General features: G+C 73.0%; 17 protein-coding genes and 1 pseudogene. 6 read left to right on the forward strand and 12 right to left on the reverse strand.

Annotated elements, in window-relative coordinates:
- Positions 1 to 100: pseudogene (locus tag IF01_RS46600) on the reverse strand (electron transfer flavoprotein subunit beta); the annotation flags it as partial.
- Between the two features lie 381 nt (positions 101 to 481).
- Here IF01_RS46600 and IF01_RS0100010 point away from each other — a divergent pair.
- Both IF01_RS0100010 and IF01_RS0100015 read left to right on the forward strand, forming a co-directional pair.
- Positions 482 to 1,813 (forward strand): hypothetical protein, encoded by a 1,332-nt coding sequence (locus IF01_RS0100010; RefSeq protein ID WP_244215386.1) that lies wholly within the window; start codon positions 482 to 484, stop codon positions 1,811 to 1,813.
- On the forward strand, positions 1,810 to 2,400 hold the full coding sequence (locus IF01_RS0100015; RefSeq protein ID WP_157855125.1) for a hypothetical protein: 591 nt from the start codon (positions 1,810 to 1,812) through the stop codon (positions 2,398 to 2,400). The genes IF01_RS0100010 and IF01_RS0100015 overlap by 4 nt, the downstream gene beginning before the upstream one ends.
- A 119-nt stretch (positions 2,401 to 2,519) precedes the next feature.
- Here the strand turns inward: IF01_RS0100015 and IF01_RS48010 are convergent, their stop codons facing one another.
- Positions 2,520 to 4,691 carry an ATP-binding protein gene (locus IF01_RS48010; RefSeq protein WP_051754766.1) on the reverse strand — a complete coding sequence of 724 codons (2,172 nt, stop codon included), beginning with the start codon at positions 4,689 to 4,691 and terminating at the stop codon, positions 2,520 to 2,522.
- Between the two features lie 327 nt (positions 4,692 to 5,018).
- On the opposite strand from IF01_RS48010, the gene IF01_RS0100025 reads away from it, so the two are divergent.
- Positions 5,019 to 8,105, forward strand: a complete 3,087-nt coding sequence (locus IF01_RS0100025) for an AfsR/SARP family transcriptional regulator (RefSeq protein WP_167349712.1) — start codon at positions 5,019 to 5,021, stop codon at positions 8,103 to 8,105.
- A gap of 294 nt (positions 8,106 to 8,399) precedes the next feature.
- Here IF01_RS0100025 and IF01_RS0100035 read toward each other — a convergent pair whose 3' ends face one another.
- The 3 genes from IF01_RS0100035 to IF01_RS0100045 form a co-directional block, all read right to left on the reverse strand.
- Positions 8,400 to 9,200: a family 1 encapsulin nanocompartment shell protein gene (locus tag IF01_RS0100035; protein WP_030391076.1), complete on the reverse strand. Its 801-nt coding sequence runs from the start codon at positions 9,198 to 9,200 to the stop codon at positions 8,400 to 8,402.
- A complete protein-coding gene (locus IF01_RS0100040; protein WP_051741862.1) occupies positions 9,197 to 10,315 on the reverse strand; it encodes a Dyp-type peroxidase in 1,119 nt (372 codons plus the stop codon). Before IF01_RS0100040 ends, IF01_RS0100035 begins: the two co-directional genes overlap by 4 nt.
- Before the next feature lie 146 nt (positions 10,316 to 10,461).
- Entirely contained in the window at positions 10,462 to 11,898 is a 1,437-nt protein-coding gene (locus IF01_RS0100045) for an MFS transporter (RefSeq protein WP_375340959.1), read from the reverse strand.
- Between the two features lie 114 nt (positions 11,899 to 12,012).
- On the opposite strand from IF01_RS0100045, the gene IF01_RS0100050 reads away from it, so the two are divergent.
- Positions 12,013 to 12,432 carry a winged helix-turn-helix transcriptional regulator gene (locus IF01_RS0100050; RefSeq protein WP_030391079.1) on the forward strand — a complete coding sequence of 140 codons (420 nt, stop codon included), beginning with the start codon at positions 12,013 to 12,015 and terminating at the stop codon, positions 12,430 to 12,432.
- Between the two features lie 73 nt (positions 12,433 to 12,505).
- Here IF01_RS0100050 and IF01_RS0100055 read toward each other — a convergent pair whose 3' ends face one another.
- The 6 genes from IF01_RS0100055 to IF01_RS0100080 all read right to left on the reverse strand — a co-directional run bounded on the left by IF01_RS0100055 (position 12,506) and on the right by IF01_RS0100080 (position 19,924).
- Complete coding sequence (locus IF01_RS0100055) at positions 12,506 to 13,144, reverse strand: FMN reductase (RefSeq protein ID WP_030391080.1); 639 nt, start codon at positions 13,142 to 13,144, stop codon at positions 12,506 to 12,508.
- Positions 13,141 to 14,277, reverse strand: a complete 1,137-nt coding sequence (locus IF01_RS0100060; protein ID WP_030391081.1) for an LLM class flavin-dependent oxidoreductase — start codon at positions 14,275 to 14,277, stop codon at positions 13,141 to 13,143. The genes IF01_RS0100055 and IF01_RS0100060 overlap by 4 nt, the downstream gene beginning before the upstream one ends.
- A 43-nt stretch (positions 14,278 to 14,320) precedes the next feature.
- A complete protein-coding gene (locus IF01_RS0100065) occupies positions 14,321 to 15,547 on the reverse strand; it encodes an MFS transporter (protein WP_051754768.1) in 1,227 nt (408 codons plus the stop codon).
- 141 nt (positions 15,548 to 15,688) lie between these two features.
- Positions 15,689 to 16,285 (reverse strand): TetR/AcrR family transcriptional regulator, encoded by a 597-nt coding sequence (locus IF01_RS0100070; protein WP_030391083.1) that lies wholly within the window; start codon positions 16,283 to 16,285, stop codon positions 15,689 to 15,691.
- Between the two features lie 188 nt (positions 16,286 to 16,473).
- Positions 16,474 to 19,065, reverse strand: a complete 2,592-nt coding sequence (locus tag IF01_RS0100075) for a collagenase (protein ID WP_244215387.1) — start codon at positions 19,063 to 19,065, stop codon at positions 16,474 to 16,476.
- Positions 19,066 to 19,351: 286 nt separating this feature from the next.
- Entirely contained in the window at positions 19,352 to 19,924 is a 573-nt protein-coding gene (locus IF01_RS0100080; protein ID WP_030391085.1) for a DoxX family protein, read from the reverse strand.
- A 195-nt stretch (positions 19,925 to 20,119) separates the two neighbouring features.
- Between IF01_RS0100080 and IF01_RS0100085 the strand changes: the two genes are divergently transcribed.
- Together IF01_RS0100085 and IF01_RS0100090 are read left to right on the forward strand one after the other, a co-directional pair.
- Positions 20,120 to 20,716 (forward strand): TIGR03086 family metal-binding protein, encoded by a 597-nt coding sequence (locus IF01_RS0100085; protein WP_030391086.1) that lies wholly within the window; start codon positions 20,120 to 20,122, stop codon positions 20,714 to 20,716.
- A 200-nt stretch (positions 20,717 to 20,916) separates the two neighbouring features.
- On the forward strand, positions 20,917 to 21,372 hold the full coding sequence (locus IF01_RS0100090) for a hemerythrin domain-containing protein (protein ID WP_030391087.1): 456 nt from the start codon (positions 20,917 to 20,919) through the stop codon (positions 21,370 to 21,372).
- A 21-nt stretch (positions 21,373 to 21,393) separates the two neighbouring features.
- Here IF01_RS0100090 and IF01_RS0100095 read toward each other — a convergent pair whose 3' ends face one another.
- Positions 21,394 to 22,200, reverse strand: coding sequence for a VOC family protein (locus tag IF01_RS0100095; protein WP_094745434.1), 807 nt, complete (start codon positions 22,198 to 22,200; stop codon positions 21,394 to 21,396).
- Positions 22,201 to 22,375 lie beyond the last annotated feature (175 nt).

Below are 22,375 nucleotides of genomic sequence, written 5' to 3' on the forward strand. Positions count from 1 at the left end.
CGTCCACGCCCTCCCGGTCGGTGGTGTGGTCGTCCGCGAAACGACGGTCACCCGTCGCGTCCGGCACGTACTTCACACAGACAACGATCCTCAAGCTCATGAGCGGTTCTCCTGGTACGGGTGCACTGGTCGGATGCACTGGTCCACGGCCTCGCAGCCCGCCGAGGGTACTGAGTGCCAGACCAGGCCCGACCGTGCCCCGCGAGCGGTGTCGCACCACCCGGACCGGCCTGCCCTGTCGGCTCTCGTCAACAGCGTCAGAGGCTCTCCGAAGAGGATACGGCACTCAGTACCCCTCGTAAAGGAACTCAGTACCCTTCCCTTCTCCCCGGGCCCCGCGCGACCGGGGGCAAGGACGCCGCAAGCTTTGCGCAAGCAGCGGCCAGGGACCGTCATGGAATCCGCCAGAACACCCGGGCACACCCCCGTCGGGGCCACCGGGACCCGGGGCCCCGGTCCGGGATCAAGGAGGGGGAACGACATGACCTTGGTGCACGGGGAAGTCGACCACGGGGAGATCGAGCGCAGGGAGGCCGGTCGCCAGGAGGCCGGCCACGGGAAGGCCGGGAGCGAGAAGGCCGGGAGCGGTCGCCGCTGGGCCACGCTCACCGGCTGCAAGGAGGTGCTGGTGGTCGTGCACTCGACGGTCTACGGCCAGCGGCTCCACGACATCTATCCGCTGCTCGGCGCCGACCTGCGGGTGCACGTCCAGTTCACGGTGGCACCGCACGCGTTCAACGCCGGAGCGGCCGCCCACGTCCGGAGTGTCGGCGGCACGGTGCTGCCCTGGGAGGAGGCCGCCCGGCGGGAGTTCGACCTGGTGCTCGCGGCCGGTTCGCAGGGACTGGAGCAGTTGCGCGGGCCGCTGGTCCGGCTGCCGCACGGCGCCGGGCACATCAAGCTGTCGCCGGCCGGGTCCGGAACCGGTGGCGGCACCGGGACGGGCAGCACGCGGACCGTGTCCGGCCTCGGTCCCGAGTACCTCGTCCGGAACGGCCGGGTGATGCCCGCCGCCTTCGCCCTCGCGCACGAGGAGGAGCGCGCCGAAGTGGGCCGCGGCTGCCCCGAGGCGCTGCCGATCACCGAGGTGGTGGGGGACGGCTGCTACGACCGGATCGCCGCCGCCCTCCCCGCCCGCGAACGCTACCGGGCCGCGCTCGGGCTGCGGCCGGGCGAACGCCTGGTGCTGGTCTGCTCCACCTGGGGCAGCGGTTCGCTGTTCACCCGGCTCGACGCCGTCCTGCCGCGGCTGGCCGGCGAACTGCCCAGGCGCGGTTACCGCACCGCGCTGCTGGTCCACCCCAATGTGGCGGCCGCCCACAGCCCGTGGGCCGTCCGCTCCTGGGCGACGGCCACCGCGCGCGGGGCGGTCACCGTGCTCGGGCCCGAGGAGGACTGGCGCCCGCTGCTGGTCGCCGCCGACTTCGTCATCGGGGACCACGGCTCCGTCACCCTCTACGGCACCATGACCGGTGCGCCGATCCTGCTCGCCGAATACCCGCACCGTGACGTCAACCCGCGCTCGCCCGGCGCCCTGCTCGCCCGGACCGCGCTCGCGCTCAGCCCGGCCCATCCCCTGACCTCCCAGCTCGACTACGCCGCCCGGCACTACCGGCGGTCCGAGTACGCGGCGATCGCCGCCCGGATCAGCTCCGAGCCCGGCCGGTTCGACCGCCGGATGCGGCGGCTGCTCTACCGCGTCCTCGGCCTCGGCGAACCCGCCCATGTGCCGGAGCCCCCGGTCCTGCCGCTGCCGGCGCCGCTGTGGCCGCGGAACGGCGCGACCGGCCGGTCCGGGCAGGGCCGGCGGTGACTCCGCCGCGCACCGGGCCGCACACCGCGTTCCGCACCGTGCTGCTCACTCCGGTCGACGGCCCGCCGTCGGCCGGGGTGCCCGGCACCGGCGTCGAGGCGCGGATCCACTCCCCGGCCGGGGTCCGGTCCTGGCTGCTCACCACCGTCCGCCCCGTCGGGCCTGCCGCGCGCCGCTCCTTCGTCGACGAGCACCTGGCGCTCGACCTCACCGCGCCGGGCGCCGCCCGCTGGCGTCGCCAGGCCGATGTGCTCCACCTCGGCCGCACCGGCCCGGGCCGGGCCCGGGACCGGCTCTCCGCCGTCCTCCGGGCCTACCCCGGCTGCGCGGTCGCCACGGCCGACGACACGGACGGCACCCTGTTCGCCCTCGCCCGGACCGGCGGTCGGCTGGCACTCCGGACCTCCCCGCCCGTCCCGGGGATCGTCCTCGGCTCGCTCGCCCACGCGTGGCTGGCCACCGGCGGCACGCTCACCGAGCTCGTCGCGCTGGCCGAGCTCGTCGCGCCGACCGGGTTTCGCGCGCCGCGCGGGTTCCTCGCACCCGCCGCCCCGGCCCCGCGTCCAGGAGCCCGGCGCGGCGCCTGACGGACCGCGGCCGCCCGGCCGCCCGCGCACCGGAGTGGGTGCCGGTGCGCGGGTCGGGCGAGCGGCCGCGGCGGGACAGGGAGCCGGGCCGCGGTGACACGGCGGGTGGGTACGGCCGCTCAGCCGGCGGCGGGAGGCGGGCCGGGCGGGGCCGCCAGGGCGGCGAGGGCCGCCTCGACCCGGGCGGCGTCGGGAGCGACCAGGTCCTGATAGCGGGCCAGGGACTCGCCGTAGCGGGCGGCCGCCCCGACCAGGTCGCCGCGGGCGCGAGCCAGGTCGCCGACGAGTTCGAGGACGCGGGCCTCCCAGCGGCGGGCCCGGCCCGCGCGGAACTCGGCGAGCGCCTCCGCGTAGCAGCGGTCGGCCTCGTCGTGGGCGCCGAGCGCGACGTGCGCCTGGCCGAGGAAGGCGAGCGCCCGCGCGGCCTCGTAGGGATCGGGGACGGCGGCAAGGGCCCGGTGGGCGTCCATGACGACGGGCAGGGCCTCGGCCGGGCTGCCGCCCACGAGCAGCACCTCGCCGAGCGCCAACCGGGCGAGTGCCGTGCCCCGGGCGTAGCCCCGGGCCTCCCTCAGGATGGCCGTCCCGCGAAGGCAGTCGGCCGCCTCGGCGAGCCGGCCCGCCGTCCGGTGGGTCTGGCTCAAGCCGTAGAGCGCGTCCGCCTCGACGAGCGGTTCGCCGGCCTCGCGGGCCAGGTGCAGCGCCTCGGTGAACCACTCCGAAGCCTCCTCCCCCGCACCCGCGTTGCGCAGACCGTTGCCGCCGGAGGTGAGCATCCGCAGCTCGCCCTCCCGGTCGCCGGCGGCCCGGGCGGCCTCCCGCCCGATCCGGTGCGCCTCGACCCACAGCCGGGCCGGGCGCAATCGCAGGAACAGCGGCCACATGGCATCGACCAGTTGCCAGGCGGTGGCCGCCCTGCCGATGGCGGCGGCCCAGCGGACGGTGTCGGCGAGCCGACCGGTCTCGGCGTCGAGCCAGCCGACGGCGGCCGTCTCGTCCGCGAACTCCCGTGCGCGGGGGCCCGGTTCGACCGTGTAGTCGCGACGCAGGGTGCGGTGGCTCGGGCTCAGCAGCGCCTCGGCCGCAGTGGTGCGGGCGAGGTACCAGTCGAGCACCCGGTCGACCGCGGCCGCGCCCTCGGCCAGCTCGCGCACCTCCTCGGCACGCGCCCGGGCATGCAGCTTGACCAGGTCGTGAAAGCGGAAGCCGCCCTCCATCTCCTCCAGCAGGTGGACGTCGATCAGCCCGTCCAGCAGCCGGTCGGCCTCGTCCGGGGTCAGGCCGCCGACGGCGCAGACGACATCCAGCGTGAACACGGGGAACGGCAGCAGACCGAGCAGCCCGTACAGCCGGACGGTGTCCGCCCCCAGGACTTCGAAGGACGCGTCCAGCGCGTGTCGCACAGCTTCTCCCTCTACATCGAGCGCGGCGAGCCCCTGGAACTCCTGTCCGAGGGCTTCGGCGGTGGCGGCCAGCGGCTGCACCGGACGGGCGGCGATCCGGGCCGCCGCCAGACAGACCGCGAGCGGGAGCCGGCCGCAGCGCTGCACCACCTGGGCGGCGGCGGTCCGCTCACGGGCCACCCGTTCCGCACCGACCCGCTGGGCCAGCAGTTGGAAGGACGCGTCGTCCGAGAGCAGTCCGACCGGCCGGAACACGGCACCGTCTATGCCCAGCCCGGTGAGCCGGCGGCGGCTGGTCACCACGACCACGGCGTGCTCCGAGCCGGGCAGCAGCGGCCGGACCTGGGCGGCGGTGGAGGCGTTGTCGAGCAGGACGGCGATCCGGCGTTCGGCGGCGAGGGAGCGCCAGAGCGCCGCGCCCTCGGCGAGGCTGCCCGGCACGGGCGCGATGCCGAAGGCGCGCAGGAACCCGCCGAGCGCCTCGGCGGGGTCGGCGGGCCCGCCCGGGGCGTGGCCGCGCAGGTCGGCGTAGAGCTGGCCGTCCGGGAACCGGCCCGACAGCCGGCGCAGCCACTGGGCGGCGAGCGCAGTCTTGCCCACCCCGGCGGGGCCCGTGACGACCACCGTGACATCGACGGCACCCGGCGGGTCGCCCAACTCGCGGTCCAGGGCGGCGAGGTCGGCTTCCCGTCCGACCAAACGGCGTGGTGTCGGCGGCAGTTGGCGCGGCACCGGGAGCGCCGGGGCGGCGGGCGCTTCGGCGGGACCGCCGTAGACCGTCAGATGGTGGATCGCCCCCGCCTGGACGACGGAGCCTTCGACCCTCCCGCCGGACAGGGAGTTCCGCGTCTCGAGGTGCGGTTCGCGCGCTCCGTCCGCCGAGCTCATCGGCGACTCCCGACCCGCGGCCGACCTCGGACCCCTGTTGCTCCGAACTCCTCCGGCTCCACTGGCTCCCCCTACCCGTAGAACGATGGACTGAAGTGAAGGGAGCGAATCGATGTGACCCGTGTGGATAGGCGATCGACAACTCCCGCATAGCACATGAGTCTCAGTCGGACGCCGAATTGTCAATAACGCCTGACCCGTACAGCGGAAGGCGGTATGGCCTCGCCCCTGCACACGTGGGATGCTCCGCTCCGACACAGCAGGCTGGTGGCCACCGGCGGGGGGCGTCGAATGGAGTTCCACCTTCTCGGTTCGGTTGAACTTTCGGTGAACGGCGAGTTGTCGGCAATTCGCTCGGACAAGGGGCGCCGACTGCTGGCCGCCCTGGCCCTGGACGTCGGGCGGCAGCTCAGCCATGAGCTGCTGGCCAGCCGGCTGTGGGACGAGGAACCCCCGCCCAGTGCGGTCGCCAGCATCTACAGCCATGTCTCCCGCATTCGGAGCCAGTTGCGATTGGCCGCCGCCGCCGAGAGCCCCGGTTCGCCGCGCGACATCCCCACCATCGAGAGCCGATCGCACACATATTCGCTGCGCGCCGACAGCCATTTGATCGACTGGCATCGTTTTGTCGACTTGTCCAAGAATGCTCGCCGACTCGCCGACAACGGCGACGACATCCAGGCCAGGACCGTTCTCGGCCGGGCCGAGGAAATCTGGCGCGGTGAACCGCTCGCCGGACTGCCCGGCGGCTGGGCCCAGTCCACCCGCGCCACCATGGCCGACCAGCGCCTCGCCACCACGCTGCTGCGGATCGAGATCGACCTTCGACTGGGCCGCTTCGGGGAACTCGTCCCCGAACTCACCGCCCTCCGCGAGGAACGCCCCACCGACGAACGGGTCGCCGCGCACCTCCTGGTCGCACTGCACGGCGCCGGCCGGCAGGCCGAGGCGCTCGCCGTCTACCCCGCCGTGGTCCGCCGACTGCACGCGGACCTCGGCACCGGCCCCGGCGAGGCCCTCACCCGCCTGCACGAGCGGATGCTCACCGGCGCCCCGCTGACCGGGCCCGCCGTCCGGACTCCAGCCGGCGGGAGTCCAGCGGGCCGGACTCCCGCGGGCCCGAGTCCGGCACCCGTCCCACGTGGTGGCGCCGTACCGTCCCCGCCGCCGGGGCGGCACATGATCGGCCGTCGGGACGACCTGCGCCGACTGCTCGGCGGCACCGGGGACGCGGTCGATCAGGGCGGAGTGGTGACGGTCTCGGCGATCCTGGGCATGGCGGGCGTCGGCAAGACCACCCTGGCGCTGCACGCCGCCCATCTGATGCGGCACCGGTTCCCCGAGGGGTACGCCCACCTCAACCTGGGGGCCCACATCGTCAATCGGCGCCCGCTCACACCCTCGGCGGTGGCCACCGCCCTGCTGCGGCGACTCGGCGTACCGGCCGCGACCATTCCGCTCGACAGCGAGGAACTGTTCGCCCAGTGCGCCGACCTGCTCGCCACCCGGCGCGCGGTGGTCGTACTCGACGACGCGGCGACCGCCGGCCAGATCAGGCCGCTCCTGCCCACCGCGCCCGCCGCGCTGGTCTTCGTCACCAGCCGCCGCCGGCTCGCGGAACTGCCCGGCTCCAGGCCGGTGTTCCTGGACATCCTGCCGGTGGACGACGCGGTCGCCCTGTTCACCTCGGTGGTGGGGCGGGAGCGCGCCGACGACCGCAGCCGGATCGTCGAGATCGTCGACCGCTGCGGGCTGCTCCCGCTGGCCATCGAGATCGCCGCCAGCCGGTTCAAGGCCCGGCCGTCCTGGACCCTCGGCCACCTCGCCCAGCGACTGTCCCGCAAGACCGGCCGGCTCGCCGAGATCCGGCACGACACGGAGAGCGTCGCCCGCGCCTTCGAGATGACGTACCGGTCGCTGCCCACCGAGCAGCAGGAGGCTTTCCGCCTGCTCGGCGTCCACCCGGGACCGGACATCGGCCTGCACGCGGCGGCGGCCCTGCTCGGCCGCCCGGTCGACGAGACGGACCACCTGCTGGAGGCGCTCCTGCACTGCCACCTGGTCCAGGAGAACACGCCCGAGCGATATCAACTCCATGATCTCATAAGGGAGTACGCACACGTCCTGACCCAGGACGAGGGGGGAACGGAGGAGGCCGCGACCGCACTCCGGCGGCTCCTCGGATTCACCCTCCACGCGGCCGACCGGGCCGACCGGCTGCTCTATCCGCGGCGATCACGACTGCCCCTCCCGACGCTCCGTCAATTACCGGGAGCGGAAGGACTGCTGTACGACCTTGACCTCGATTCGAATGATTCGGCACGGAAATGGCTGGACACCGAGCAGTCCGGCCTGATCGTCCTGGCGGGCCACGCCCGCAGCACCGGCCACCCGGAGGCCGCCGCCTGGCTCGCGCATGTCCTGGCCGGCCATCTGGACTCCCAGGCCTACTGGAGCGAGGCCCACGAGTTGCATCAGGCCTCGGCTGCGTACTGGCGTTCGGTGCCGAACGACCGGTGCGAGGCCCGCGCACTGATCGATCTCGGCGCCACCCTCGCCAACGCCTCCCGCTACCCGGCCGCCCAGGAGGCGCTCCAACGGAGCCTGGCGCTGGCCCGCGCCGACCAGGACGACGACGCCACAGCGGAGGCGCTGAGCCTGCTGGGCGGACTGCTCTGGCACCAGAGCTCCCTGGTCGAGGCGGTCGACCTCCTGGAGGAGTCCCTGCGGATCCGAAGAGAGGGCGGCGACCTCTGGAACACCGCGCGCTGCCTCGCCAACATCGGCACCATCGAAAATTCGCTCGGGAACCGGAAAAGCTCACTCGCCGCCTACGAAGCAGCCCTTCCATTGGCGCGGGAATTCCAGGACAGAACTCTGGAGTTCCGCATCCTGAACAATCTCGGGGATCTCTTCCTGGGAATGCACGACCACGCTTCGGCCCGCACGTCCTTCGAGCGCATCCTGGATATCGCGGGCGACGACATCTCTCATTTCGACCTCGCCGTGGCGCAGGCCAACCTGGCCGCGTCCCTGCCGGTCCCGGAGCAGTACGACCGGGCGGTCGGCCTGTACCGGTCCGCACTGTCCACCTTCCGGTCGACCGGGAGCGTCCGGCACGAGGCGAACGCCCTGAACGGCCTGGGTGGCACCCTTCTCGCCGCCGGGCGGTCCGCCGATGCGCGCGACCAGTACACACTGGCCCGCGAGTTGGCCCGATCGGTCGGCGCCGCCCGCGAGGAGGTGACGGCCCTGCGCGGCCTCGGCGAGTGCGAACTGACCCTCGGCGCCCGCGACCGCGCCGCCCTCCTCCTGACCGAGGCTGTCGCTCTCGCGGACCGCATCAAGGCGGCCGACGAACTCGCACTGGCCCGGGAATCCCTTGCCCGGGCCAGCGGCGAGCACGACGCCTGACGAAAATCCGCTCGAATACCACCCTCGGGCCGAGCGCTCAAGGACGATTTGGCCCAACACTCTCGGAATGATTAACTGACCGCACGTTTCAAACGACTTCGCGCCTGGCGCAGAAATGTGCGGTTCACTGTGTTCAAGATGATCATCGTGGGTGCCCTTTCGACCGTCTCCGCCCTCGGGTTCGACGTAACATCCATCGGGGGCATCGCCATTTGGTGCTGACGCCCGACACGGAAAGACCCCGGGCCGGTGCGCGTCGCACCGGCCCTTCGTACGTGGGTACGCCGTGCGGGCTCAGGAGGTCGTCAGGGGGACGGCGGCTTCGGGGGTGAGGAGGCGGGCGGTGAGGGATTCCTGGAGGTAGAGGGCGATGGTGTCGGCGGTGTGGGAGAGGTAGCCGACCGAGACGTCCTGGCCCAGGACGAGGGTGAAGTCGCCGCCGCGGGTGGAGAGGAGCAGGGCGCCCTCGATGGCGGGGGCCCAGATCAGTTCGCCGTCGAGGAGGCGGGCGATGTGGCTGGCGATGGGGTAGCCGTGGTCCGAGGTCTCGTTGACCGCCGTGTACGCGTCGGCGCCGAGGAGGAGGGCGTAGGGGCCGCCCACTCCGGCGAGGCGGAGGGTGGTGAGGGCGCGGCTCACGGCTTCCGGGTATTCGCGGACGTCGGCAGGGAGCGGGATGGCGGGGTTGGTGGCGGCGGCGCGGATGCCCTCGATGCCGGCGGCCGGGTAGCCGTCGAAGAGGGCGCGGTCCTCGGTGAGGGCGAGGGTGCGGGCCGCCGCCTGGACGGGCGTCCAGTCCGAGTCACCGGAGCCGCGTTCGACGTCGTCGACGGCGGCGCGGTCGACCGAGAAGGGGACCCGGAGTTCGATCAGCGGGCGGACCTCGCGGGCGTGGGCCTGGACGCCGGGGGTGGGCGGCTCGATGGTGGTGAGGTGGCCGGTGCCGACCGCGGCGAGGGTGGGGCCGTCCGGGCCGTCCAGGTCGACGACCCGGCGGCCGGCGAGGTGGAGTTTGAAGGTCTGCCTGGCCTCCTCCTCGATCTCCTCCCAGGCCGCGGCGGAGACGGGGGCGAGTTCGCGGTGCAGGTTGTTCATGGCGCGGGGGTGCCTTTCAGGCTGCCGATGGCGAGGGAGCCGTCGGTGAGGAGAGCAGCGGTGGGGAGAGCGGCGGTGGGGAGCGCGGCGGCCGGGGCCGGGGCCGCGAGCGTGCCGGGGGCGGCCGGGGCCGGTGGCGGGTCGGCGAGGAAGTCGGCAGTGGGGACGTGGAACAGCGTGCCGGTGACCGCGGTGGAGAAGTCGAGCAGGCGGTCGTGGGCGGCCGGGCCCCGACCGGTGAACATGTTGCGGATCATCTCCTCGGGCACCTCGGGATCGCGCGCGTAGCCGATGAAGTAGGTGCCGGCCTCGCCGCGCCCCGCCGGGCCCCCGTCGAGCCGGCCGAAGGGCATGTTGAACCGCAGGATCTGCCGTTCCTCGCCGTCCGGGCCGGTGACGGAGGTGAGCGCGACATGGGAGTCGGCCGGCTTGGCCGCGTCGTCGAACTCGATGTCGTCGGCCTTGGTGCGGCCGACCGCGCGTTCCTGCTGGTCGACGGTCAGATGCTCCCAGCCGGCCAGGTCGTGCAGGTACTTCTGCACGATGACGTAGCTGCCGCCGGTGAAGTCCTGGTCCTCGTCGCCGATCAGCACGGCCTCGGCGGCCTCCCGGCCCTCCGGGTTCTCGGTGCCGTCCACGAAGCCGAGCAGGTCGCGGGCGTCGTAGTAGGAGAAGCCGTTGGTCGCGTCGACGACGGTGGCGGCGCCGGAGAGCCGCCGGGTGATCCGGCCGGCGAGCTCCCAGCAGACGTCCATCCGGGCGGCCCGGATGTGCAGGAGCAGGTCGCCGGGGGTGGCCGGGGCGCGGTGGCGGGGGCCGGCCACCTCGGGGAACGGGTGCAGGGCGGCCGGGCGGGGGCCGTCGAAGAGCCGGTCCCAGGCGTCGGAGCCGATGCCGGTGACGCAGGTGAGGCCGACGTCGGGGGCGCGGAAGGCGATCGCGTGACGGAGGCCCGCGAGGTCGGGCAGCAGCGCGCGGACCGCGTCCTCACCGCCGGGGTCGACGGTGAGGACCAGGAAGATCGCGGCGGTGGTGAGCGGGGTGAGGACCGGCTGCGGGGCCGGTGGGTCGGCGGGCCGCGGCTGCGGCTGCGCCTGGGGGGACTGTGGCGGCATGGGCGGACTCCGGTCTCCGGGGCCTGATCATCCGTACGATTACACCCCGGAGCGGACATTTCGGCGCGGGCGGCGGGCCGGTCGGCCGTACGCCCCTCACCGCGCGGGAGCGGGAGGGGCGACGAGCGGGTGAGGGCGGGCGCGGGTCAGGCGCGGCTGCGGCGCAGGCCGAGGGCGGTGACCAGGGCGCCGAGCGCGACCGCCGCGACCGGCACCACCAGCGCGGCCCGCAGACCGTCCGAGGCGCCGACGGTGAGGCTCACGGTGGTGACCGCCGAGAGGCCGAGCGCCGCGCCGAACTGGAAGGCGGTGTTGAGCAGTCCGCCGGCCAGCCCCTGCTCCTCCTCGGCGACGCCGTCGGTGGCGGCGATGGTCAGCGGCCCGTAGGCGAGGGCGAAGGCCAGTCCGGTGAGGATCATGGTCGGGAACATCATCGGGTACGTCCAGTCCGGCCCGACGGGCAGGAACAGCGCGTAGGAGACCACCGCCAGGCAGAAGCCGCCGAGGATCACCCGGACGTTGCCGAAGCGCTCCACCAGCCGGGGGGTGAGGGTCGGCGCGAGCACCGCGTCCACCCCGACCGCGAGCAGGGCGAGGCCGGTCTGCAGCGGGGACCAGCCGCGCAGGTCCTGGAGGTAGAGGGTGACGGTGAACTGGAAGCCGAAGAACGAGGCCGCGAACAGCAGCGCGCCGATGTTCGCCCGCAGCAGCGGGCCGGAGCGCAGCAGGCCGAGGCGGAGCAGTGGGGCGGCCGAGCGCCGTTCGATCGCGACGAAGGCGGCCAGCAGGGCGGCGCCGCCGACGAACAGGGCGAGGGTCGGGCCGGCGCCGGCGCCGGGTTCGCCGAGCCGGACCACGGCCTGGACCAGCAGCAGCATGGCGCCGGTGACGGTGACGGCGCCGCCCAGGTCGAAGCGCTCGCCGGGGCGGCGGGCGGGTGCCTGGTCGCGCGGGAGCAGCGGCACGGCGGCGAGCAGCAGGCCGCCCGCGAGCAGCACCGGGGCGAAGAAGACCCAGCGCCAGCCGACGGCGGTGAGCAGTCCGCCGGCCACCAGGCCGAGGGAGAAGCCGGCCGCGGCGGTGCCCGCGTAGACGAGCAGCGCGCGGTTGCGGCGGGGGCCCTCGGCGAAGGCGGTGGTGATGATCGCGAGGCCGGCGGGGGTCATGAAGGCCGCCGAGAGGCCGGTGAGGAAGCGGGCCAGGATCAGTACCCAGGGGGCGCCGGCCAGGCCGCCGAGGCCGGAGCAGAGTACGAAGACGGTGAGCCAGAAGAGGAACGTCCGGCGCCGTCCGAGCAGGTCGGCGGTGCGGCCGCCGAGCAGCATGAAGCCGCCGTAGCCGAGCACGTAGGCGCTCAGCACCCAGCTCAGCGAGCCGGTGTCCATCCCGAGGTCGGCGCGGATCGAGGGGAGCGCCACGTTGAGCATGGCGACGTCGATGCCCTCCAGGAAGATCGCGCCGCAGAGGACGAGCAGGACGGCCGCCTCCCGGCCGGTGAAGCGGGTGGAGGGGTCAGCCGGTGGGGAGCCGGCCGGAGCGGCGGCCGGGCGACCGGTTTCGGGCACGGCTGAGGACGTGGACACAGTGGTCTCCTGTGGAGTGCGCGGGGGGGCGGGGACGCCGGACGGGGACGGTTCCCTTTCGTCCGGCCGGTTCCCTCTTGTAACCAGTGCCATCCTGAGGCAGCATCAGGGAGCATGGAAGAAGGCACTTTGAAGTCACCGACGCACTGCGCGGTTACCGGGGACGACTACGACGTGCTCCAGTGGGACACCCGGGAGGACTGCGAGGTGCGGCAGATCCTCGACCGGATCGCCGACAAGTGGTCGCTGCTGGTGATCGCGCTGCTGGACCGCGGCTCGCTGCGCTTCACCGAGCTGCGGCGGGAGATCGACGGGGTCAGCCAGCGGATGCTGACCGTCACCCTGCGGCAGCTGGAGCGGGACGGTCTGGTGGAGCGGACCGTGCACCCCGTGGTGCCGCCCCGGGTCGACTACGCGCTGACGCCGCTCGGGCGGACGCTGCACGAGACCGTCCGCTCGCTGGTCGCCTGGACCGAGACGCACCAGCGCGAGATCGCGACGGCCCGGGCCTCGTACGACGCGCGCGTGGGGTGAGGGCACGCCGAAGGGGCGGGTCCGAGGACTCCGGACCCGCCCCTTCATGTGCGCGTGCGCCCACCCCTCGGGCTCAGGCCCGCAGCGCCGCCAGCTGCTGCTCGAACGGCACCACGGCCTCCTCCTGGGCCGCGCCACCCCCGGCCGGACCGTTCGGGGCCCGGCCGGCGAGCAGTCCGGCGAGTTCTCCGGCCGCGCGGTCGATCCGGCCCGGGAGGCCGTCGGTGAGGCGGTCCCCGGTGGTGCCCCAGTCGTCGGTGGCGGCGTAGACCGAGGTCGGCACGACCACCGAGCGCAGGTAGGAGAACAGCGGGCGGACGGCGTGCTCCAGCGCGAGCGAGTGCCGGGCGGTGCCGCCGGTGGCGGCGATCAGCACCGGCTTGCCGGTGAGGGTGTCGGGGTCGATCACGTCGAAGAACGACTTGAACAGCCCGCTGTAGGAGGCGGCGAAGATCGGCGTCACCGCGATCAGGCCGTCCGCCCCGCCGACCGCCTCGATCGCCTCGCGCAGTGCGGGGCCGGGGAAGCCGGTGACGAAGTTGTGCGCGATGTCGGTGGCGAGGTCGCGCAGTTCGACCACCTGGACGTCCACATCCCGTCCCTCGGCGGTGAGTCGGCGGACCGTGGCCTCGGCGAGCCGGTCGGCGAGCAGCCGGGTCGAGGACGGCTTGCTCAGTCCGGCGCTGATCACCACCAGTCGGTACGCGGTCACTTGGCCACCTCCACGGTCTCCGCGGTCTGCCCCGCGTTGTCGGCGTCCTGCTCCTGACGGGCGCGCTCGGCCGCGAGCCTGCCGGCGTGGGTCGGCGCGTCCGGGACGCCGGCCGGGCGGCCCTTGGCGAACTCCTCGCGCAGCACCGGCACGACCTCCTCGCCGAGCAGGTCCAGCTGCTCCAGCACGGTCTTCAGCGGCAGGCCGGCGTGGTCCATCAGGAACAGCTGGCGCTGGTAGTCGCCGAAGGTGTCGCGGAAGGCCAGGGTCTTCTCGATGACCTCCTGCGGGCTGCCGACGGTGAGCGGGGTCTCCGCGGTGAACTCCTCCAGCGAGGGGCCGTGGCCGTACACCGGCGCGTTGTCGAAGTAGGGGCGGAACTCCCGCACCGCGTCCTGCGAGTTCTTGCGCATGAACACCTGGCCGCCGAGGCCGACGATCGCCTGCTCGGGCGTGCCGTGCCCGTAGTGGGCGTAGCGCTCCCGGTAGAGGTTGACCAGCTTCTGGAAGTGCTCCTTGGGCCAGAAGATGTTGTTCGCGAAGAAGCCGTCGCCGTAGTAGGCGGCCTGCTCGGCGATCTCCGGGCTGCGGATCGAACCGTGCCAGACGAACGGCGGGACGCCGTCCAGCGGGCGCGGGGTCGCGGTGAAGGACTGCAGCGGGGTGCGGAAGCGGCCCGACCAGTCGACCACGTCCTCGCGCCACAGCTGGTGCAGCAGCGCGTAGTTCTCGATCGCGAGCGGTATGCCCTGGCGGATGTCCTTGCCGAACCACGGGTAGACCGGCCCGGTGTTGCCCCGGCCCATCATGAGGTCAACCCGGCCGTCGGAGAGGTGCTGGAGCACCGCGTAGTCCTCGGCGATCTTCACCGGGTCGTTGGTGGTGATCAGCGTGGTCGAGGTGGAGAGGACGATGCGCTCGGTCTGCGCGGCGATGTAGCCGAGCAGTGTGGTCGGGGAGGACGGCACGAACGGTGGGTTGTGGTGCTCGCCGGTCGCGAAGACGTCCAGGCCGACCTCCTCCGCCTTGCGCGCGATGGCCACGGTCGCCTTGATCCGCTCGTGCTCGGTCGGGGTGCGGCCGGTGGTCGGGTCGGGGGTGACATCGCCGACGGTGAAGATTCCGAACTGCATGGTGCTCACCACACTCCTGGCTGATCCCGCCCCGGAAGCCGGTTCAGGATCCGATCGTCAAAGTTTCAACCACCTTAGCATCCACCCCCTCGGGGTTATTCCCCCGAGTGCCCGGCACCCGGTCCGGGAGCGCACGGCGACCGCGCGGCAGGTCCGGCAGCAGGCTGAGCAGCCCCGCGACGGCCATCGCGGCCCCGAGCCACAGCACGGCGCGCAGACCGAAGGCGTCGATGGCGAGGCCGCCGAGCAGTGAGCTGAGGATGACGCCCAGCGTGATGAACGAGTTGTGGACGGTGTTCACCAGCGGACGGGAGCCGCCGATCCGCTGGACCCGCGAGACCATCGCGGGGTTCATGGTGACCCCGACCAGGCCGACGCCCAGCAGCAGGCCGACGGCGGGCACCCGGAACTGGGCGAGGAGCGCGAGGCCGGCCAGGAACACGGTGTTCAGCGCCAGGCCGGTCGCCAGCACCGGCAGCGCGTACCGGTCGGCGAGCCGGCCGACCACGGTGTTGCCGACCACGGTCGCCGCGCCGTAGGCGACGAGCAGCAGCGGGACCGACCCGGCCGAGAAGCCGGTGAGCTCGGTCAGGATCGGGTTGACGTAGCTGAACAGCGTGAAGGTCGCGCCGATGATCAGGGTGCTGGTGACGAAGGCCAGCCACAGCCGCCGGTTGCGCAGCGCGCCCAGCTCGTCCCGCAGCGAGCCGGTGCCCTCGGCGTGGTCGGCGTCCGGGACCCCGGCGAGGGTGCACAGCGCCACCGCCGCGGTGAGGACGGCCACCGCCCAGAACGCCGCGCGCCAGCCGAGGTGCTCGCCGATCACGGTGGCGAGCGGCAGGCCGAGCAGCGTGCCGAGCATGAGGCCGTTCATCAGGACGGCGATCGCCCGGCCGCGGACCTCCGGACGGGCCAGCTGGGCGCAGAGCGAGATCGAGATGCCGAAGAAGGCCTGCGCGGCGACGCCCGATACCACCCGGGCCGCCAGCATCACCGGGTAGCCGGAGGCCGTCGCGGCGAGCAGGTTGCCGACCAGGAAGATCGCGAACAGGAGCATCAGCGCGGCCCGCTGGCGCATCCGGAGGAGGGCGACGGCGAGCAGCGGGCCGCCGAAGGACATCGCCACCGAGAAGGCGGTGATCAGGTAGCCGATCTGCGGGACGGTGGCGTCCAGGCCCTCCGCCAGCTGGGGCATCAGCCCGGCGACGGCGAACTCGCTGGTCACCATCGCGAAGACGCCGAGGGCGAGGACGTACACGGCACGTGGCATGGGAAGGGCTCCCCCGTTGGTTTTGGATAGATCAGTACAGAATGAGGGCAGGCGTGGGCACACCCCGGAGCGAGCCGCACGGAGCGAGCCGCGCGGAGCGAGCCGCGCGGGACAGGCCGGGACGGATCAGGCCGGGACGGATCAGGGAGTGAGGGCGTCCAGGGCGGTGGCGGCCACGGCCTCGACGGCGACCCGGTCGGCCCCGCCCTTGGCGGCGACCCGCATGCCGCCGATCACCGCGTTGACGAAACGGGCCAGCTCCTCCGGCGCCCGCCGGGCGGCGATCGCGCCCGCCAGCTGCCCGGCGGCGATCGCGGCCCGCAGCGCGGCGAGCCGCACCTCCTGGTCGCGGACCAGCATCGCGTCCGCCTCCGGGTCGCGGCCGGCCAGCTCCACCACGGTGTTCACGGTCAGACAGCCGATACTGCGACCCTCCGGGCGGTGCTCGAACTCCGTCTCGACGATCCGCGCGAGCAGGACCCGGATCCGCTCCAGCGGCGGCAGTTCCGGATCCTCCAGCAGCTCGATCTGCGGGACGGTCATCAGCTCGATGTAGCGGGCCAGGGACCGCTTGAACAGGTCGTGCTTGCTGCTGAACGTGTTGTAGATGCTGCTCCGCCCGAGACCGGTCGCCTCGCAGAGGTCCTGCGTGGAGGTGGCCTCGTAGCCGTTCGCCCAGAACGCGTGCATCGCCGCGTCGAGCGCCCGGCCCTCGTCGAAGGTGCGCGGTCTCGCCATGGCAGCACGTTAGCCTTTTTGGACCGGTCGGTGCAATACCGGTGCGGTCGCTCCGGGGCCGGACGCGGGGAGGCCCCCGACGGCGCGCCGCTCGCGCGCCGCCGGGGGCCTCCGGGTGTTTCCGGACGCTTCCGGGTGTGCCGGGTGCTTCCGAGTGCTTCCGTGCTTCCGGGATCGGAACTCCGGTGTCAGTACTCGGCCTTGATGTTCGCGCCGGAGAAGGCCTGCTGGCCGTAGAGGCTCAGGAAGACGTAGCCGGCCGGCGGGTTGGTGATGGTCAGGGTCTCGGTGTTGTTGCTCGCGTTGGTGGACTTGGCGGTGTACGAGTTGGTGTACGCCCAGTTGGTGGCGTTGTAGTAGAGGTCGGCGTTGCCGGTGCCGCCCGTGCTGGTGAGCTTCAGCTGCTTCACCCCGGCCGGGAGGTACAGGTAGAAGTGCGCGTAGTTGCCGGTGGCCGCCGAGAGGTTGCTGCGGCGGCAGTTCTTGTCCAGCTGCCGGGTGTCGGTGCCGGAGCACTCCGGCAGGCCCGCCACGGTGACGTTCTGCTTGGCGCTCGCGGTCGCGCCCTTGTCGTCGGTCACGGTGAGGGTGACGGTGTAGGTGCCGGCCTTGGTGTACCACTTGGTCGGGTTGGCGGTGGTCGCGGTGGTGCCGTCGCCGAAGTCCCAGGCGTAGGCGGCGATCTTGCCGTCCGAGTCGGTGGAGCGGTTGACGAAGGTGACGCCCAGCTCGCCGATCGAGGTGGTGAAGGCGGCGGTGGGCGGCTGGTTGCCGGGCGGGTTGGTGCTGCCGGAGCAGGCACCGGCCGCGCAGCGGGTCAGCCAGGCGTCGAAGTCGGCGTCGTAGCGGGTGCCGATGGTGGTCTTGAGGACGGTGCGGGCACCGTTCCAGTCACCGGCGCGGTACTTGGCGAGCACGGCGTCGAGGTCGGCGCGGTGCTGCTCCAGCATGTAGCGCACCGCGAGGTAGCCCCAGCGGTAGGTGCGCTCCGTGTTGGTGTTCTCGTAGGTGGTGTCGAACAGCGTGGAGAGCTTGTAGGTGTGCAGGCCAGCGGCGGAGATCGCCGCGTCGTAGTTCACCTTGCGGTACGAGTAGGAGACGTACTCCGCGAAGCCCTCGATCCACCAGATGGTCGGGGTCGTCACGCCGGCGTCGAAGTCGCCGTACATGTCGAACCGGCCGTCGAGGTAGTGGGTGTACTCGTGGTTGAGGTTCCAGACCTGGAAGTCCGGGCGCGCCCACTCGGCCTCGTAGGCGAGGAAGCGCGGCTGGTTGCCGACCTCGTTGGGCTTGCCCTCCAGGTACATGCCGCCGTTGTCGGTGTTGATGCCGTAGATGGAGGCGGCGAACACCCCGTAGTCGAAGGAGCTGTGGAAGACCACGACCTCGATGGTGGTGTTCCGGTCGTCCGCGACCGGGCCGTTGTCCTTGGCCACCCCGTGGAAGTACGCGTCCTGGCCGGTCAGGCTGGTGCAGGCGGTCGCCAGCTGGGTGGAGTCCAGCGCCTGGGCGAGGATCCGGATGCTCGGGCTGCAGGTGTAGTTGACCGTCAGGACAGCCGACTTGAGCCGGGCGGCGGCGTCACAGGTCCCGTAGTACGAGCAGTTGCCCTTGTCGTAGGCGTCGGACATCTCGGCGACGGCGGCCCACTGGTAGGCGGTGTTGCCGCTGGGCGAGGAGCGGTCGACCAGCCCCTTCAGCAGCGGGCGCACCTTGGACTGGAGCGCCGGGTACTGCACGAAGCGGCCCAGCTCGCGGGTGGCGTTGTAGACCAGGAAGGTGTAGTCGCCGCCGAGCAGGCCGCTGTTGGCGGACGCGAAGGAGTAGAGCGCGTCGAGCACGCTCGGGTCGGCCGCCACCGCGTCGACGAAACCGGTGGTCTGGTGGCCGCGCCACAACACGGTGAACACGCTGTTCAGCGCGTTGCCCATGTTGGTCGGGTTGTGGGTGGCGGCGTCGTAGGCGCCCAGCAGCCGCTTCACCACGGGGAGGTAGCGGACGTTCTCCTGCGCGCTGTCGATCAGGGTGATCGCCTCGCCGAGGGTGCCGGCGTTGGCGGAGGTGACGTCGCGGGAGTGCGCGCTGTTGAAGAAACTGTCCAGCGCGCCGCGGATCGAGCTCTGCAGGGCGGTGCCGTAGGTGCCGACGTCAGTGGCGTGGTACCACTGCACGAAGTAGCCGGCCCGCAGGAAGAGCACCAACTGGCCGGTGGAGGTGGAGTTGTCGCCCGGGTAGGCGGCGGCGTTGTCGCGCAGGGCGTCGGCCACCGAGACCATCTGGGCCTCGCGGAAGGCGCCGCGCGCGTCGGTGCCGACCAGGTTGAACAGGCTGTTGATGCAGCCGAGGTCGGCGGCCTTGACCGCCTGGACCAGGGCGCTGCCGGTGCGACCGGTGAAGTCCGGGATGTTGCAGGCCTGTTCGGCGAGGGCCTTGGGGGCGGCCGCGCCGAAGGTCTTGACGATCTCGGCCTGCCGGTGGGCCGCCGACGGGATGTCGGAGCGGTCCGGGGAGGCGGTCGAGAACGGGGCGCGGTCGCGGGCCGGGACCGGCTCGTTCCTGCCGCCCGAGTCGGGGGTGTCACCGACGGCGGGCCTCGGAGCGAGCCCGGCCGGGCCGGTCGAGGTGGCGGCGGGAGAGCCGCCGCCGAAGTCCGGACGGGTCTTGTCGGTGGTCGCCTGGGCGCGCGGGGCGAACAGGCCGACCGTCACGAACAGCGCCAGAATCAGCGCCAGGACCTTTGCGACGTGCGGTATTTGCGTTAAAGAACGTGCGCTTCTCACGTGGGGGCCTCCGGGCCTTCGTCGGTCGCGTGGGGGCGCGGCCGGTGCGGTAATGAGGGCCGTTGTGGCGCACCGTTGGGGCGGTGGCGCCGAACACCGTTGGGGAGTGTGACATGTACAATGGCATACATCACAAAGCCGGGGAACCCTCGGAACGGACAATCTCCGGCAACTGCCCCGCCTGCACAGGAAATTCACCGTTCGACCACGGAACGGCGAAGGCCGCCGGTCGGTGGACCGGCGGCCTTCGCGGGGAGTCACGGCCTCAACGGCCATTCACCGATGGTCAGTTGCGGGCCAGGAGCACGGCGCCCGCAGTGACGAGGGCGAGCACCACGGCGGCCGCCCCGTAGCTCAGCCGGTGCGCGCGCACCACCGGCAGGTAGCGGTCCGCGGCGTAGCGGCCGGGGCCGGTCAGGGCGAGCGCCGCCGCGGCGGCGATCAGCAGGAGTTCGTACTCGCTGCCGCCCTTGGCGGCGAAGAAGGCGCTGCTCCAGGTGACGGCCAGGGCGTTCAGCATGGTGCCGAGGATCGCGGCGGCGGCCAGCGGGGTCAGCAGGCCGACGGCGAGCGCCAGTCCGCCGCCGGCCTCGGTGAGGCCGGCCACGACGGCCATGAACTTCGGCGCGGGGTAGCCCTTCGCCTCGAAGAACTGTCCGGTGCCGTCGATGCCGCCGCCGCCGAACCAGCCGAACAGCTTCTGACTGCCGTGCGCGGCCATGGTCAGGCCGAGGGCCACCCGCAGCAGCAGGAGGCCGACGTCGTAGGCGTGCGGGGAGGTGGTCACCGATCCGGGGGCCGACCCGGATGCGGAAAGGGGGGTGGTGGCGGCGGTCGTGCTCGGGCTGCTGCTCGGCATGCGCGTCTCCATCAGAAAGGGGGGTTCGTCGATACCGGCCGAATCTGTTTGTTCAAATTCGAACCAGCTGGGGTGTGTCGACCGTACCTGGAAGTTTGAATTTGAACAACCGGCCGAACCGAGGATATTGGCGTGGCCGGGTCACAAGTGGTGTAGACCGGCGTACGGAAGTGCGCGACGGGGCACGCTCAGGACATGGCACATCGCAACGAACACCGGCGGCCGGCCGACCGGGGCACCCCGCACGCCGAGGCCCTCGCCGCCTTCACCGAACGGATCCGGCTGGTCACCCCCGACCAGTGGGACGCGCCCACCCCGTGCACCGACTGGAGCGTCCGCGACCTGGTCAACCACCTCACCGGCGAGCAGCTCTGGGTGCCCGAACTGCTGATGGGCGCGACGATCTCCGAGGTCGGCGGCCGCTTCGACGGCGACGTCCTCGGCGACGACCCGGTCGCCGCCTGGACGGCCGCCGCCGACGCCGCCCGCGAGGCCTTCGCCGTCCCCGGCGCCACCGAGCTCACCGTCCACCTCTCCTTCGGCGACGTCCCGGGCCAGTACTACCTGGACCAGCTCACCACCGACGCCGTGGTCCACAGCTGGGACCTCGCCGAGGGCATCGGGAGGCGCACCCGGCTCCCGGCGGAGCTCGTGGACTTCGCGCTCGCCGAGTTCTCCGGCTACGGGGACCTCTCCGGCAGCGGACTGTTCGATCCGCCGCTCCCGGTGGCCGGGGACGCCGGGCCGCAGACCCGGCTGCTGGCCCTCGCCGGGCGGCGGGACCACCCCTGAGCGGACAGCACCCCTGAGCGGACAGCGCCCCTGAGCGGACGGCGCCCCTGAGCGGGCAGCGCCGCGGGGGCCTCGGGCCGGTGGTGGCACGGGCCCGTCCTCGGACGGGTCCGGCGGAGGCCCCGGTTCGCCGGGCGGCGCCGGATACTGGAGGTGTCGGGGGGCGCACCGGACGTCGACGGAGAAGAGGCGGGCGCGCCATGAGCCGCAGGCCGGACATCCTGGGTGAGTTCACCGCGGAGCACCGCGCGGTGGAGGAACTGCTCGTCCGGATCGAGGCCGGCCGGGCCGAGGAACGGGCACCCGGAGTGCTGCTGGACCAGCTCACCGACCTGCTGCTCAGCCACTGCGCGGCCGAGGAGGAACACCTCTTCCCGGTCGTCCAGCACGATGTGCCGGACGGTGGCGCGGTGGTGTTCCGGTGCATCCACGACCACCTCGCGATCGGCCAGTACCTCGCCGACCTGCAGGCCCTCCCCGCCGGCGACCCCGCGCTGGGCATCCTGCTGAACGGACTCACCGAGCTGCTGCGGCGGCACCTGGCGACCGAGGAGAAGCAGCTCTTCACCGCCGCCCGCAAGGCCCTGCCGGCCGCCGAGCGGGCCGCGCTCGGCGAACGGCTGCGGGCCGATCGGGCGGAGATCGCCGGGGACTAGGGAGGTGTTCGACCGGCGCGGTCAGGGCTTGGCGCTGATCACCGCGAAGCGGCCGCCCTCCGGATCCTGCAGCCTGGCCACCCGCCCGTACGGCGAGTCGAAGGCCTGACCGAGCACGCTGCCGCCGAGCCGCTCCGCCCGGAGCAGCGCCTCGTCGGTGTCCGGCACCGAGAAGGAGACCTCCCAGTGCGGGGACAGCCCCGTCGGCCCGCCCGCCTGCTCCCGGGCCAGCGCGGCGACGCTGTGCCCCTCCGCCCGCAGCACCACCCGGTCGTGCTCCCAGCGGACCTCGAAGCGCTCGGGGTCGCGGCCGTCCCAGCGGAACACCTCGCCGTAGAAGAGCGCCGCCGCGAACGGGTCCGGGGTGCGCAGCTCGATCCAGACCGGGGCGCCCAGCAGGTCCAGCCGCCGGGCCCGGCCCGGCGGGCCCTCCCAGATGCCGAACACCGCACCCGCCGGGTCGGCCGCGAACGCCAGCCGGCCGGCGTCGAAGGACAGCGGACCGACCGCGAGGGTCGCCCCGCGCTCGCGCACCGCGTCGGCGGCCGCGTCGGCGCTCTCGGTGCCGAAGTAAGTGGTCCAGGCGACGGGCATGTCCCAGCCGCCGCCCGCCACGCCGACCCCGGCAACCGCCTCGCCGCCGACCACCGCGTGCACGTACGGGCCGAAGCGGTCCGGGCCCGGCTCGAACTCCCAGCCCAGCAGCGGCCCGTAGAAGGCACGGGCGGTGTCGAGGTCGCGGGCCATCAGGCTCACCCAGCAGGGGACGGCCGCCACGCAGCGCACCTCGGCCGTCGAACCGTCGCTCGTCGAACCGTCGCTGCCCATCGCGCACCACCTCCGAGATCCCGGCCGCCGGGCCCCTCCCGACTCCCACGGCCGTCCGGCCGTCCGGGCGGGTTCAGCCTAGGACGTGTCCGACAAATCGTGCTGCACCACGCGCGCGGGGGTGGGTGTGGGGCCGGTGCGGTGGTGGTGAGGAGGATGGGAGGACCGAGAGCTC

The sequence above is a fragment of the Kitasatospora purpeofusca genome (assembly GCF_000718025.1).
GTDB classification, from domain to species: domain Bacteria; phylum Actinomycetota; class Actinomycetes; order Streptomycetales; family Streptomycetaceae; genus Kitasatospora; species Kitasatospora purpeofusca.

Excerpts from the sequence above, each read along its gene's own strand:
- IF01_RS0100080 (WP_030391085.1), bottom strand. The coding sequence starts at position 19,924 with ATGCCGAGCAGCAGCCCGAGCACGACCGCCGCCACCACCCCCCTTTCC.
- IF01_RS0100060 (WP_030391081.1), bottom strand. The coding sequence starts at position 14,277 with ATGCAGTTCGGAATCTTCACCGTCGGCGATGTCACCCCCGACCCGACC.
- IF01_RS0100090 (WP_030391087.1), top strand. The coding sequence starts at position 20,917 with ATGAGCCGCAGGCCGGACATCCTGGGTGAGTTCACCGCGGAGCACCGC.
- IF01_RS0100035 (WP_030391076.1), bottom strand. The coding sequence starts at position 9,200 with ATGAACAACCTGCACCGCGAACTCGCCCCCGTCTCCGCCGCGGCCTGG.
- IF01_RS0100040 (WP_051741862.1), bottom strand. The coding sequence starts at position 10,315 with ATGCCGCCACAGTCCCCCCAGGCGCAGCCGCAGCCGCGGCCCGCCGAC.
- IF01_RS48010 (WP_051754766.1), bottom strand. The coding sequence starts at position 4,691 with ATGAGCTCGGCGGACGGAGCGCGCGAACCGCACCTCGAGACGCGGAAC.
- IF01_RS0100070 (WP_030391083.1), bottom strand. The coding sequence starts at position 16,285 with ATGGCGAGACCGCGCACCTTCGACGAGGGCCGGGCGCTCGACGCGGCG.
- IF01_RS0100085 (WP_030391086.1), top strand. The coding sequence starts at position 20,120 with ATGGCACATCGCAACGAACACCGGCGGCCGGCCGACCGGGGCACCCCG.
- IF01_RS0100065 (WP_051754768.1), bottom strand. The coding sequence starts at position 15,547 with ATGCCACGTGCCGTGTACGTCCTCGCCCTCGGCGTCTTCGCGATGGTG.
- IF01_RS0100050 (WP_030391079.1), top strand. The coding sequence starts at position 12,013 with ATGGAAGAAGGCACTTTGAAGTCACCGACGCACTGCGCGGTTACCGGG.
- IF01_RS0100010 (WP_244215386.1), top strand. The coding sequence starts at position 482 with ATGACCTTGGTGCACGGGGAAGTCGACCACGGGGAGATCGAGCGCAGG.
- IF01_RS0100095 (WP_094745434.1), bottom strand. The coding sequence starts at position 22,200 with ATGGGCAGCGACGGTTCGACGAGCGACGGTTCGACGGCCGAGGTGCGC.